Origin of the sequence: Nonomuraea sp. KM88, assembly GCF_052245635.1 — a bacterium.
Lineage (GTDB): Bacteria > Actinomycetota > Actinomycetes > Streptosporangiales > Streptosporangiaceae > Nonomuraea.
Genome location: NZ_JBQQCC010000005.1, coordinates 94,532 through 108,078, shown reverse-complemented (window position 1 = coordinate 108,078; position 13,547 = coordinate 94,532). Strand labels below are relative to the sequence as shown.

General features: G+C 73.7%; 10 protein-coding genes. 2 read left to right on the top strand and 8 right to left on the bottom strand.

Annotated elements, in window-relative coordinates:
• Positions 1-28 precede the first annotated feature (28 nt).
• A complete protein-coding gene (locus tag ACTWPV_RS17080; RefSeq protein ID WP_443152513.1) occupies positions 29-1,090 on the bottom strand; it encodes a hypothetical protein in 1,062 nt (353 codons plus the stop codon).
• A 233-nt stretch (positions 1,091-1,323) separates the two neighbouring features.
• Between ACTWPV_RS17080 and ACTWPV_RS17075 the strand changes: the two genes are divergently transcribed.
• Both ACTWPV_RS17075 and menC read left to right on the top strand, forming a co-directional pair.
• A complete protein-coding gene (locus tag ACTWPV_RS17075; protein WP_443152512.1) occupies positions 1,324-2,109 on the top strand; it encodes a GNAT family N-acetyltransferase in 786 nt (261 codons plus the stop codon).
• Positions 2,106-3,206 (top strand): o-succinylbenzoate synthase, encoded by a 1,101-nt coding sequence (menC, locus tag ACTWPV_RS17070; protein ID WP_443152511.1) that lies wholly within the window; start codon positions 2,106-2,108, stop codon positions 3,204-3,206. The genes ACTWPV_RS17075 and menC overlap by 4 nt, the downstream gene beginning before the upstream one ends.
• Here the strand turns inward: menC and ACTWPV_RS17065 are convergent.
• The 7 genes from ACTWPV_RS17065 to ACTWPV_RS17035 all read right to left on the bottom strand — a co-directional run bounded on the left by ACTWPV_RS17065 (position 3,196) and on the right by ACTWPV_RS17035 (position 13,298).
• Positions 3,196-3,873, bottom strand: a complete 678-nt coding sequence (locus ACTWPV_RS17065; protein ID WP_443152510.1) for an ABC transporter ATP-binding protein — start codon at positions 3,871-3,873, stop codon at positions 3,196-3,198. The two genes, menC and ACTWPV_RS17065, sit on opposite strands and share 11 nt — an antisense overlap.
• Positions 3,870-5,675: a dipeptide/oligopeptide/nickel ABC transporter permease/ATP-binding protein gene (locus ACTWPV_RS17060; RefSeq protein WP_443152509.1), complete on the bottom strand. Its 1,806-nt coding sequence runs from the start codon at positions 5,673-5,675 to the stop codon at positions 3,870-3,872. The genes ACTWPV_RS17065 and ACTWPV_RS17060 overlap by 4 nt, the downstream gene beginning before the upstream one ends.
• On the bottom strand, positions 5,675-6,733 hold the full coding sequence (locus ACTWPV_RS17055) for an ABC transporter permease (protein WP_347644912.1): 1,059 nt from the start codon (positions 6,731-6,733) through the stop codon (positions 5,675-5,677). Before ACTWPV_RS17055 ends, ACTWPV_RS17060 begins: the two co-directional genes overlap by 1 nt.
• Complete coding sequence (locus ACTWPV_RS17050; protein WP_443152508.1) at positions 6,734-8,335, bottom strand: ABC transporter substrate-binding protein; 1,602 nt, start codon at positions 8,333-8,335, stop codon at positions 6,734-6,736. It lies immediately after the preceding gene.
• A 97-nt stretch (positions 8,336-8,432) separates the two neighbouring features.
• A complete protein-coding gene (locus tag ACTWPV_RS17045) occupies positions 8,433-10,031 on the bottom strand; it encodes a PucR family transcriptional regulator (RefSeq protein ID WP_347644910.1) in 1,599 nt (532 codons plus the stop codon).
• Between the two features lie 94 nt (positions 10,032-10,125).
• A complete protein-coding gene (locus ACTWPV_RS17040) occupies positions 10,126-11,466 on the bottom strand; it encodes a serine hydrolase domain-containing protein (protein WP_443152507.1) in 1,341 nt (446 codons plus the stop codon).
• Positions 11,430-13,298 (bottom strand): S9 family peptidase, encoded by a 1,869-nt coding sequence (locus ACTWPV_RS17035; RefSeq protein WP_443152506.1) that lies wholly within the window; start codon positions 13,296-13,298, stop codon positions 11,430-11,432. The genes ACTWPV_RS17040 and ACTWPV_RS17035 overlap by 37 nt, the downstream gene beginning before the upstream one ends.
• Positions 13,299-13,547: the final 249 nt, after the last annotated feature.

The window sequence follows — 13,547 nt, the reverse complement described above, 5'->3', positions numbered from 1 at the left end:
ACACGGTCCGGTGAGGCGGTCGCGCCGGTCACAGGTGCTCGGACAGCCGGCGGGCCTCGTCCGCCCATCCCGCCAGGTACATCAGGGCCGCGCCGCGTTGGCGGTAGCGGCGGGCGGCGTCCACCGGCCTGCTCCCGCCGTAGTCGAGTTGCTCCTCCCCCGCCCGCGCCAGCATCAGCGGGGCCAGGAAGTCGTACTTGACCGCCGACGCGCAGACCGCCAGCCGTACCAGGCGCTCGTCGCCGCGCCAGCCGGACTCACGCAGCCCTCGCAGGTAGGACCCGTAGACGGCCGCGTCGAGCTCGGGCAGCAGGGCGGCGGGGAGGAACAGGTCGAAGACGCTGTCGGGGATGTGGTTGCCGACGTCCTCCCCGAGCGCGCCGTCGCCGGTGAACGCCCAGTCGAGCAGCACGCTCTCGCCGTCGCCGTCGATGACGTTGCTGGGCCACAGGTCGAGGTGGCACAGCGTCCTCGGCAGCGACTCCGTGATCGACAGGAACTGCTCGCGGTCGCGGTGCAGGCGTACCAGTTCGGCGCGCAGGCCCGGCGGGAAGTTCTCCGCGACCAGGGGGTGCCGCCAGGCTGCGTCGTCGTCGAGCAGTTCGTACGGCACCCGGTGCGTCGCGGTGTAGTCGCGCAGGAACGACCGGCTCAGCCAGGGCCGCTCCACCTCCCCCACCGCCCCCTGCGCCAGGCCGAGCTGGTGCCCGAGGAGGGCGTGGCGGTCGACGCCCCATGAGGTGCCGGGCGGGCCTAACACGTCCTCGGTCCACAGCGCGAGGTCGCCGTCGTGCCGCTCGACCAGGGCGAGCAGCCGCGGCGCGCGCAGACCGGTGCCCGCCCACAGCTGCGGCAGGCCGCCGGCGTAGACGTCGGCCTCCCTGCGCCAGTAGTTCCAGTGGCGCGGGTCGTCGGAGTGCCGCCACCCTTCCGGGGCGTCCTTCCGCCTGGTCAGCACCTTGAGCACGGCCGAGCGCGAGCCCCTGCGGACCCGCCAGATGCCGCCGGTGACACCGTTCTTGGGGTTGTGCGTGAGCGGCTCCATGACGGCGTCGGCGCCGCCGAGCACCCGCGTGAACTCCTCTTCCACCCGGGAAACCCTAGACCGTGACGACGCGCGGGCCACGGCGGGGCCCTGGCGGCCGTCCGGTCGGGCGCGAGGTGCGGGCGAGTTTGAGTACGACGATACAGGCGGGCTCGCGCGTGCCCGCTAGGGCAGCTCGACGAAGGACCGCCGTTCTCTTGGTGGCCGGGCACGAATCCCGGCGGGCGCACCATGGCATACCGTCGCCAGTGAACGCGTCCACGAGGAGGAGCGGCAGGTTGATCGAGGTCAGGGAGCTCCACGAGATGGCGGAGTTCGAGCGGGTCAACGACCTGTTCGAGGACATCTGGCACTTCGGGCCCGGCGACCCGCCCATCACGATGGAGCTGATGCGGGCGCTGTCGCACGCGGGCGGCTACGTCGCCGGCGCCTTCGAGGGCGACCGGCTGGTGGGCGGCTCGGTCGGGTTCCTCGCCGCGGGAGGCGCGCTGCACTCGCACGTCACCGGCACGACGCGGCGCGGCGCCGGGTTCGAGCTGAAGCTGCACCAGCGCCGCTGGGCTCTGGAGCGCGGGATCGAGCGCATCACCTGGACCTACGATCCGCTCGTGCGCCGCAACGCTCACTTCAACCTGGCGAAGCTGGGCGCGCGGCCCCAGGAGTACCTTCCGCGCTTCTACGGCGTCATGGGCGACGCGATCAACCAGGGCGACGAGTCCGACCGGCTGCTCGCGGTGTGGCCGCTGACCGCGCCGCACGTGGAGGCGCTGGCCCGGCGCGAGCCCGGCGAGAGCGCGGCGCCGGAGGGCGCGGTGGTCGCGCTGGCCGACGACGGCGGCCGGCCGGTGCAGGGGCCGGTGCAGGGGCCGGTGCAGGGGCCGGCGGGGGCGGGAGCCGTGCTGGTCGCGGTTCCCGCCGACATCGAGGGGTTGCGCGGCAGCGACCCGGGAACGGCCAAGGCGTGGCGCCTCGCCGTGCGCGAGGTGCTGGGTGGCCTGATGGCGGAGGGGCGCACGGTCACGGGGTTCTGCGGTAAGTCCTACTACGTGGTGGAGCAAGCGTGAAGATCACTGGAGTTGAGCTGCGCCGGATCGCGATGCCGCTGGTGGCGCCGTTCCGCACCTCGTTCGGCACCGAGACGTCCCGCGACGTCCTGCTGGTCAGGGTCGTGACGCCGGACGCCGAGGGCTGGGGCGAGTGCGTGGCGATGTCGGAGCCGCTCTATTCCTCCGAGTACGTCGACGGCGCGGCCGAGGTGATCCGCCGTTTCCTGCTGCCCGCGTTGCCGCCGAACGTCGACGCGCAGGGCGTGGCCCGCGCCCTGGAGCCGATCAAGGGTCACCGCATGGCCAAGGCCGCGGTGGAGACGGCGGTGCTGGACGCGCAGCTGAGGGCGGCGGGCGAGTCGTTCGGCCGGTTCCTCGGCGCGTCGCGCACCCGGGTGCCGTGCGGCGTGTCGGTCGGCATCATGGACTCGATCCCGCAGCTCCTCGACGCGGTGGCGGGCTACCTGGACGAGGGGTACGTCCGCATCAAGCTGAAGATCGAGCCCGGCTGGGACATCGAGCCGGTCAGGGCGGTGCGCGAGCGATTCGGCGGCGACGTGCTGCTCCAAGTCGACGCGAACGCCGCCTACTCCCTGACCGACGCCCGGCGGCTGGCCCGGCTCGACGCGTTCGACCTGCTGCTGATCGAGCAGCCGCTGGCCAACGACGACCTGGTGCAGCACGCCAAGCTGGCCGAGCAGCTCGCGACGCCGATCTGCCTGGACGAGTCGATCGAGTCGGCCGAGCACGCCGCGGCGGCGATCACGCTCGGCTCGTGCTCGATCATCAACGTCAAGCCGGGCCGGATCGGCGGCTATCTGGAGGCGCGGCGCATCCACGACCTCTGCCGGGCCAACGGCGTGGCGGTGTGGTGCGGCGGCATGCTGGAGACCGGGCTCGGCCGGGCGGCGAACGTGGCGCTGGCGGCGCTGCCCGGGTTCACCCTGCCGGGTGACACCTCGGGATCGCGCCGCTACTACGCGACCGACATCACCGAACCGTTCGAGCTGGCGGACGGGCACCTCGAGGTGCCGGCCGGGCCGGGTCTCGGCGTCGAGCCGATCCCGGCCGTGCTCGACGAGGTGACCACGGCCACGGAGTGGATCACCCTCTGAGGCGGGGCACCGCGGCCAGGAGGGCGCGCGTGTAGTCGTGCGCGGGCTCGCCGACGACCTGCTCTGCGGGGCCCGCCTCGACCAGCCGGCCCTGGTGCATGACGGCGACCACGTCGGCGACGTACCTGACCACGGCCAGGTTGTGCGAGATGAACAACATCGGCAGGCCCAGCTCGTCGCGGAGCCCGCGGACGAGGTTGAGCACCGCGCCCTGCACCGACACGTCGAGCGAGCTGGTGATCTCGTCGGCGACGAGCAGGCCGGGGTCGCCGCCGAGGGCGCGGGCGATCGCGACGCGCTGCCGCTGCCCGCCGGACAGCTCGCGGGGATAGCGGCCGGCCACCTCCGCGGGCAGCCGCACGAGGTCGAGCAGCCGCTTCACCTCGCTGTCACGGTGAGGGCCCCTGATGCCCTCAGCGACCGTGTCGCCGACGGTCATGCGGGGGTTCAGCGACGCGTACGGGTCCTGGAACACCATCTGCACGCGGCGGGCGCCCTCGATGCTCCCCGTGTACGGCACGAGCCCGCAGACGGCCCTGGCCAGCGACGACTTGCCGGATCCCGACTCGCCGACGAGCCCGACGACACGGCCGTCGGGGATCTCCAGCGTGACGTCGTCGACGGCGGTGAAGCCGCCGAAGCGCACGGTCAGGTTCTTGATGATCATGAGACCTCCCAGCACGCGACCCGCCGGCGGGGACCGTGCGCGACGAGTTCCGGGCGCTGCGTGGCGCACCGCCCGGTGGCCAGGGAGCAGCGGGGGGCGAAGGCGCAGCCGGGACCGACCTGGTCGGGCGCGGGCTGCGTGCCGGGGATGCCGGCCAGCGGCTTGCTCCTGTCGGTGTCCAGGTCGGGCAGGGAGGCGATCAGCGCCCTGGTGTAGGGGTGGGCGGCCCCCTCGGCGAGCCGGTCGGCGGGCAGTTCCTCGACGACGCGGCCGGCGTACATGACGACGACGCGGTCGCACAGCTGGCCCACGACGGCGATGTCGTGCGAGATGAACAGCGTGGCCGCGCCGGTCTCCTCCACGACCTCGCGCAGCAGCCGCAGGATCTGCCGCTGCACGGTCACGTCGAGCGCGGTCGTGGGCTCGTCGGCGATGATCAGGCGGGGCGTGCCCATCAGGCCCATGGCGATCACAGCGCGCTGCCGCATGCCGCCCGACAGCTCGTGCGGGTGCTGGGCGGCGCGCCGTTCCGGCTCGGGCAGGTGCACCTGGCCGAGCCGGTCGACGGCGCGCCGGCGGGCCTCGGCCCGGCTCGCGCCCTCGTGCACGACGGCGACCTCGGCGAGCTGGCCGCCGACCCTGAGCGCGGGGTTGAGCGCGGCGAGCGGGTCCTGGAAGACCATCGCGAGCGAGGTGCCGAGCTCCTTGTCCGACAGCGTGGCGACGTCCTTGCCCCCCAGGTGCAGCCGGCTGTGGGTGACCTTCCCCGGGTAGGGGACGAGCCCGCCGACGGCGGCGGCGGTCAGGCTCTTGCCGCTGCCGGACTCGCCCACGAGCCCGACGACCTCTCCGGGCGCGACGGTCAGCGACAGGCCCCGCACGGGGGTCGCGCCTCCGGGAAAGGTGACGGTCAGGTCCCGCACGTCCAGCACGGCGCCGGGGTCCGGCTCTCCCGGCTCGGGCGGCGGCGCCGGCGGCTCCTCGGCCCTGCGTACGGTCGTGCGCGCGGCGGCCCTGGCCAGGGCGTCCCCCAGCAGGTTGAAGCCGATGCCGGCGAGCGCGACGGCGGCGGCGGGGCCGAGCGCGACCTCGGGCGTCACGTAGATCCGCGAGAACCCGTCGAACAGCAGCCGGCCCCAGTCGAACGAGGGTGGTTGCACGCCGAGCCCCAGGAACGACATGCCGGCCAGGCCGAGCAGGGCGCCGCCGAGCGCCTGGGTGAGGTTGAGGATGAGCGGCTCGGCGATGTTGGGCAGCACGTGCCGGGCGAGGATGCGGCGGCGGGGCACGCCGAGCATGCGGGCGGCGGAGACGTAGTCGGCGCCGGCGACCGTGGCGGCCAGCGTCTGGGTGAGCCGGGCGAAGCCCGGCGCGATGGCGGCGCCGATGCCGAGCACCGCGCCGCGCGCGCCGAGGCCGGCGACGACCGCGGTGAACATGGCCAGCAACAACCCGGGAAAGGCCACCAGCGCGTTGACCGTGCCGGTGGCCAGCCGGGCCGCGCGTCTGGGCAGCACGGACGGGAGCGTGCCGAGCAGGATGCCGGCGACGGCGCCGATGAGGGTGGCGGCCAGCGCCAGCGCCAGCGAGAACCGCCCCGCGACCAGCACCCTGGCCAGCAGGTCGCGGCCGAGGTTGTCGGTGCCGAGCGGGTGCTCGGCCGAGGCGCCCTGGAGGATGGCGCCGGCGTCGATGCGCTCGGCGGCCTCGCCCCAGATGATCGGGCCGGCGACGGCGAGCGCCGCCATGAGCGCGACGATCACGGCTCCGGCCACGGCGGGGCCGCTCCATCGGACGGACATCAGGACTGCTCCCTGATCTCAGAGGTGGGGTCGAGGGCGCCGAGCAGGAGGTCGACGGCCAGGTTCACGACCAGCACGATCGCGCCGTAGACGAGGATCACGCCCTGGGCGACCGGGTAGTCCTTCTGCGTGATCGACTCGACGATCTTCAGCCCGAGCCCTGGCCAGGCGAAGACGTACTCGACGAGCACGCTCCCGGCGATGAGCGAGGTCAGCAGCAGCCCGCACACGGTCAGGGTCGCGGTGAGCGTGTTGGGCAGCACGTGCCGCAGGTGCAGCCGGCGCGCGGGCAGGCGCTTGGCCCTGGCCAGGCGCACGTAGTCCTTGCCCAGCTCGCGCAGGGTCTCCACGCGGGCGATGCGGGCGATCATGGCGACGGGGCCGGCCGCGAGGGCGAGGACGGGCAGCACGTACGTGATCGGCCCGGCCTTGCCGGCGGGCGGGAACCAGCCGAGGCCGATGGCGAAGGCGGACACGAGGCCGATCGCGTACAGGAACTCGGGGACGGCCACGGCGGTGCCGGTGACGGAGCCGAAGGTCAGCTCGGAGCCGCGGTTGCGGCCGTTCTGGGTGCGGACGGCCGCCCACATGCCGAGCGGGACGCCCGCAAGCAGGGCGAGGAGGGTGGCGAGGAGGGCGAGGGCGAGGGTGTTGGGGAGCCGGGCGGCGATGACCTCGCCGACGGGCTCGCTGGTGATGAACGAAGTCCCGAAATTTCCTGACAGGACGTTGGTCGCGTAGGTCACGAACTGCTCCGGGAGCGGGCGGTCGAGGCCGAGCGCCGCCCTGCGCGCCTCCACCAGCTCCACCGGCGCGGTCGGCCCGAGCGCCGTGCGCACGGGATCGCCGGGGATGAGGTGGATCATCGCGAAGGAGGCGGCCAGCAGCACGGCCAGCGACACGGCGAACCGCACCGCCCGCCGCACCGCGACCCGAGCCCTGCGCCGCCCGGCCCCTTTCCCGGCCGCCTCGGGTGCGCGGCCCGGAGGAGGGCCGGGCGGGGAGAGCGGCGGGTCGGTGACGGTCCCGGGCGTCTCGAGACCGCTGGTGTCGCGCACTCAGCCTCCCTGGGTGAGCCTGATCGAGGTGGGCACGAACTCTCCCGCCTGCATGTCGTACGTCGCCCCCTTGGCCGCGTGCAGCACCGTGTTCTCCACCACCGGCACCAGGTCGGCGGCCTCGAACAGGGCGGACTCCGCCTCGAGCCATTGGCCGCAGCCCTCGGCCGACGGCAACTGCCCGGCCTCGGCGATGAGCGACTCGTAGCGCTTGTTGTCCAGGTGGGCGAAGTTGGCCCCCTTGGGCGCGGCCGGGCCGGACAGGAAGCCGATGAGCTGGGAGGGCAGGGTGACCCCGATCGGGAGCCAGACGACGTCCCAGTCCTGCGTGGCGTTGAGCGACTCCGACAGCTTGGCGTCGATGATGCCGTTCAGCTTCACCTCGGCGCCCGCCTTGCGCCAGGCCTGGCCCAGATACTCGACCGCGGCCTGCACCCCGGCCCCGCGCGTGGTGGCGTACATCACCCGCAGCGTCAGCCGCTTGCCGTCCTTGACCCGGACCCCGTCGGGCCCCGCCTTCCAGCCGGCCGCGTCCAGGGCGGCCGCGGCGGCCGCGGCGTCGTGGGCGGGGACGTGCCCGGTGACCGAGTCGCCCTTGCAGGGACGCGGCTCCATGACGAGCCCCGTGGCCGGCCTGCCGGTGCCGCTGGAGGCGATGCCGGCCAGCTCCTTGAGGTTGACGGCCTGGGTGAGCGCCCTGCGCACGTCCGGGTCGTGCGCGGGCCTGTCGTCGCCCTGGTGGTAGAAGTACTGGCCGTTGGTGAAGGGGACGACCTTCTTGACCACGCCCGGCGTGGCCTCCAGGCGGGCCCGGTCGGGGCCGTAGACGGTCGCGCCGTTGATGGTGCCCGAGACGAGCAGGTTGGCGGCGGTCTGCTCGTTCGGCACGACCTTGAGCACGACGGTCTCGGGCAGGTCGGCGGCCGTCGCGCCACCCGGGCCCCAGGCGTACTCCCTGCGTACTTTGAACGTGTAGTGGTCGCTGGGCACCGCCTCGGTCAGCCGGTACGGGCCGGAGCCGGAGGTCCCGCGGGCCAGCAGCGAGCGGTCCTTGACGCCCTTGCCGCACACGATGAACAGCGACCGGGCGCTCTCCAGGATGAAGCTGAACGGCTCCGGCATGGACAACGTCACCGTGCCCGCCGCGTCGTCCGCGGCGGCCTTCATCCCGGTGGGCACCAGCACACCGTAGATGGGCGACTTCGTGGCGGGGTCGGTGATGTGGTTGACGCTGTCGGCGACGTCGGAGGCGGTCAGCGGAGAGCCGTCGGAGCAGGTGACGCCCTTGCGCAGGGTGAACGTGGCCCTGTCGGGCTCGACCTCCCACTTCTCGGCCAGCCTGGGCACGATCTTGCCGTCGTCGGAGGCGGTGACGAGCGTGTCGTACGCGAGCGAGAGCGTGGTGTTCGTGATGGAGAGCACGCCCATGGCGGGGTCGAGGCCGCCGGGGTCGGCCGAGATGGCGTAGGTGAACGTGCCGTCCCTGACCGGCGCGCCGGCACCGGCGCCGTCACCGGCACCGTCACTGGCACCGCCGGTTCCTCCGCAGGCGGCCGCGAGCAGGGCGAGCGAGGTGAGAGCCGCAGCTGCCGGTTTTCTCATGGGGACTCCCGTCGGGCGTGGGGGGTGTGCACCACCTTCGCCCCTCGCCGGGCCCGGTGCTTCGTGCCGGGTGACGAAAAAGCCGGGCGGCCTCGTGCTAGCGGCCGAAGATCCGCATCTGCAACATCACCGTGAGCCGGGCGTCGGGGTCCGACAGGTCGAGGCCGCTGATCTCGACGAGACGCTTGAGCCGGTAGCGGAAGGTGTTGGCGTGCACGTGGACCCGGGCGCAGGCGGCGTTGACGTCGCCGAACGCGTCCAGGTACGCCCGCAGCGTGGCGGTCAGCTCGGTGCCGTGCTCCGCGTCGTGGTCGAGCAGCCGCTGGTAGGGGCCGGTGGGCGTCTGCTCCTCCGCGGCGGCCACGTCGGCGACCTGGAGGAGCAGCGCTTCGAAGTGCACGGAAGTGTATCCGGCGACCTGGCCGGTGACGCCGCGGGCGCGCAGCACGCGCAGCGCGCGGTCGGCGTCCGCGCGCGACCTGGCGACGTGCGCCAGGTTGGGCGCCAGGCGGCCCGCGCCGATGTTGGCGGCGTGCCGGGGCCCGACCCTGGCCAGGAAGCTCTCGGCCACGCGTACGGCCCGGGCCTCCTCCCCGCTGCTGTCGGACCCGCCCGGCTGCAGGGGCAGCACCGCGTACGCGACGGAGCCGACGAGCGCGGCGGCGGCCTTGGGATGGATGGCGCCGACGTGCAGCGCGAGCGCGTCGCAGAAGCGCTGCCGGTCGCTCTCGCCGCGTGCCGGGTCGGCGGCGGAGTCGCCGGTCAGCTGGGCGGCCAGCACGCACAGGCGGGTGGTGGCGATGCCGAGCCGCTCGGCCGCCTCGGCCGCGTCGGTGCCGCCGGCCAGCACGGTGGACAGCAGGTCGGCGCGGAGCCGCCGCCGGGTGTCGGCCCCGGCCCGCTCGCGCAGCAGCTGCAGCGCCACGATCTTGGCGGCGTCGGCGAGCGCGCGCTGCCGCTGCTCGCTGAGCGGCTCGTGCACGGCCACCCAGATGGACCCGAGGATCTCGTCGCCGGTGCGGACCGCGACGGCGACCCGGTTGATGACGTTCTCGTCGTCGAGCTCCATGTAGACGGGCTCGCGGCTCTGGTAGAGCTGCTTGAAGAAGCCGCGTTCGTCGAGCATGCGCAGGTAGCGGTCGGGGACCTGGCGGCCGAGCACGGTCTCGACGCGGCCCTGGTCGGCCTCCTCCTGGCGGCCGGAGTAGGCGAGCACCCGCGACGACCTGTCCTCGATCGTGACGGGCGCGTCCAGCAGCGCGCAGACGGCGTTGGCCAGGGAGAACAGGTCGTCCGGCGGTCCCTCCCCCGGCTCGGCCAGGTCGCCCTCGGCCAGCAGCGAGCGCAGCAGCGCGGCCACCTGCGACCAGGAGGCCGCCCTGGTGAGCCCGAGCACGGCCACGCCGGTCTCCAGCACCACGGCCCGCACCCGCTCGTCCACGTCGACGGGCAGCTTGACGACGACGCCGGCGGCCTGCCCGGCCCGCTCGATCAGGGCGCAGATGTCGTCCGCGCGCTGGACGCCGACGGCCAGCAGGATCCCGCCGGGCGGGACGATCAGCTCGTCGAGCGGGTCGTAGACGTGCACGCCGGTGACCTCGGTGTCGAGGTCACCGGGTGACGCGGCGACGTCGAGCAGCGTGGTGCCGAGATCCTGGAGGATGCGCCCGAGACTGGCACGCGGACGATTCCTCATCCGATCACGATAATCCACGAAAACGGAGTTCACCCGGGCACGCCGCGCGCGCGGGCCGCCTCGCCCGGCCCGTCCCGCAGGTCCACGCCGCCCCTCAGCCGGTCTTCGGGGTGGCGCGGGCGCCCATGTGCACGTACGGGGAGCCGTCGGGCAGCTCGTAGAACACGACGGACGTCCAGTCGGGCGAGCCGGCCATCCGGCAGACGAACGTGACGTCGTCCACGGGCACCAGCTCGCACTCCTCCGGCTCCTTCTGCAGGGCGGCCAGCGCTCCCGTGGCCTCGTACCGCAGCCAGGGTCTTCCGTCGCGCGACGACACCGTGATGCGGGCGCCCACCCGCTCGTAGACGCCGGTGTGGCGGGAGGCGTCCCCGCCCACGTCCACGTCCGCGTCCTGCTCGGGCGGCTCCGGCTGCCGAGGCACGGTGAGACCGTCGAGCTCGGCGAACAGCTCCGCGGCCACGGCGCGGGCGAAGGGGCCCGAGTGGCCGCCGTTGGCGGTGACGCACGCGATGGTGCCGGTGCCGGGCACGGCCCAAAGCATGGCGTGCTGGCCGATGGTGTTGCCGCCGTGGGAGATGACGCGTTGCCCGTCCCACTCGTCCAGGATCCAGCCGATGCCCCATTGCTTGCCGAGGGTGTGCGGGTTGGGGATGTCGATCTGCGGCTCCCACATGGCCCGCGGGTCGTCGAGCAGCCCGCCCTCCCCGGCCGTGCGCAGGTGGGCCTGGGCGAAGGCGACCACGTCGGCGGGGCGGGCGCAGATCAGCCCGGCCGGACCTGCCGAGCGCATGAGCCCCCACGCCGGAGCCGGCGCCCCGCCGTCCACGTGGCCCATCGCGGCGCGGAAGCGCAGCACGTCCTCGGGCAGGGTCCAGGTGTGGGTGAGGCCGAGCGGCTCGACGATCTCCTTCCTGAGCGCGTCGTCCCAGCGGTCGCCGGTCAGCCGCTCCACGACGCGGCCCGCGATGACGAACCCGGAGTTGCAGTAGGACTGGGTGACGCCGAGCGGGTGGTTCTGGGTCAGGTCGGCGCACGCCTCGACGTACTTCTCGACGCAGTCGTCACCGCGGCCGGTGTCGAGGAACAGGTCGCCGTCGATGCCGCTGGTGTGGGAGAGCAGGTGCCTGATGGTGACGGTCTTGGTGACCTCGGCGTCGGCGACCTTGAACTCCGGCAGCACCTCCGCCACCGCCGTGTCCAGCGTCAGGCGGCCCCGCTCGATCAGCCGCATGAGCAGGGTGGCGGTCCACACCTTGGTGACCGAGCCGATCTGGTAGAGCGCGTCCGGGGTCGCCTCGACGCCGGTGGCGGTGTTGAGCGTGCCCGCGGCGAACTCGTGCAGCTCTCCCTCGTGCAGGTACGCCAGCGCCGCGCCGGGCACCTCGTACTGGGCGATCAGCTCGGGGAGCCGCTGACCCATTGCTCCAGCCACGTGATGATCCTTTCGTTGTAGTCGTACCGGTGTGAGGGCCGGCCGTTCAGGATGAACAGGTGGCTGGCGCCGGGGTAACGCACCAGCCGCACGGGCACGCGCCGCTCGCGCAGCGCGGCGAACCACTGCTCCGACTGGCCGACCGGGCAGCGGTCGTCGCTCTCGCCGTGCAGGAGGAGCGTGGGCGTGCCGACCTCGGACACGTACGTGATCGGCGACTGGGCGGCGAGGTCACCGGCCCATTCGTGCACCTTCATCACGTGGCCGAGGTCCGAGGTGCCGGCCAGGCTGGTCAGGTCGCTCACGCACCCGCCCGGGATCGCGGCCTTGAAGCGGCCGGTGTGGCCCGTCAGCCAGCACGTCATGTAGCCGCCGTAGCTGTAGCCGGTGACGGCCAGCCGGTCGGGGTCGGCGACGTTCTCCTCGATCAGAGCGTCGACGGCGGCGAGGAAGTCCTGGGCGTCGGCCAGCCCCCACGCGCCGACGGCGGCGGTGTAGAAGTCCTCGCCGTAACCGTCGCTGGCGCGCGGGTTGAGCGCGAGCACCGTCCAGCCCCTGGCCGCGAGGGCCTGGTGGTAGAGGTGGAAGCCGTCGAGCACGGGGGCCCAGGCGTTGTGCGGGCCGCCGTGCACGTCGAGCAGCAGCGGGCCGGGGGCGGCGGCGTTCTCGTCCCGGAGCACGAAACCCTCGACGAGGGTGCCGTCGGGGGCGGTGAACGTGCGCCGGGCCGGAGTGAACAGGTCGACCCCGTCGAGCGCGTGGTCGGTGAGCCGCTCCGGGGTCTCCCCCGGCCGGCCGAGGTAGACGTCGCCGGCGCTGTGCGGGGTCGCGGCCACGTACGCGATCCGGCCGGCCGCCACGCTCGCCCCCGACACGCTCGCCTCCTCGGGCACCAGCCGCTCGCCGGTGGCGCGGTAGAGGTGGGAGCTGCCGCGGTCGCGCACGCAGAACATCAGGTCGTCGCCGTCATCGGTGAGCGGCGCGGGGGCCGCGCCGGGGTAACCGGGGGCGCCGGTCATGACGTTGCGGTCCAGCCCCGTCGCCACCTCCTCGGGCACACCGCCGGGGGTGAGCGTGAAGAGCCGTACGTGCCCGACCGGGCCGCCCTTCACGCCGGTGACGACCAGCCGCTCGCCCGGCCACCACACGCCGGTGCAGACGAGCTCGGGACCGGTCAGCCGCTGCGGCTTCTCGCCGGGCGCCACGGTGTGGACGGCGCCGCCCGCCTCCAGGTCGCGGTCGGCCTCCATGTTCGCGACGAACGCCAGCCGCGTCCCGCCGGGCTCCCACGACGGCTCCCCCGCGAAGAAGTCACCCTCGGTGACCTGGACCGTCTCCCCGCTCGCCACGTCCACCACGAACAGGTGCGCGCTCATCCCGCGCAGCAGCCCCGTGCCGTCCGCCTTGTACTCCAGCCGGTCGGTCACCACGGGCGCGTCCGGATCGGGGGCCTGCCCGCCGGGCCCCACCGGAGCGCTGAACGCGATGCGGGTGCCGTCCGGCGACCACCGCGGCGCCCCCGCTCCCAGCGCCGCCGAGGTGAGCAGGGCCGGCTCGCCGCCGTCCATGGGGAGCAGGTGGATCTGCGGCCTGCCGTCCACGGGCCGCAGGAACGCCAGCGTCCGCCCGTCCGGCGACCACCGGGCCGCGCTCCCGCCGGCCAGCCTACGCGGAGGGGCGCCGGGAGCGGCGAGCCAGATCTCCGTGCGGTTCTCGTCGGCGTCCCGGTCGACGGTGGTCAGCGTGTACGCGACCGCGCCGCCGTCGGGGCGCAGGCAGGGATCGGAGGGGATCGCGAAGCGGTAGAGATCATCCAGGGTGAGTCGCGCCATATCCGAACCGTAGAGCAGCACCATTCCCCCTTCTTCGGACTATCCGACGAACGGCGGGGGTTCAGTTGTGCCCGGGCCCCAAGCAGAGGGTCCCGTCCGGGATCCCGGCGGCGGTCCACGACGGCCGGGCCGGTGCCGACGGGCGCACGGGAATAATGTGTTGCGGTCCCGTGCTGATCCACGCACTATGTTCCGCATGTTCCCGCGCGCTCACCTGGCGACGCCCGCCCTGCCGGCGGGCGCGTTCGA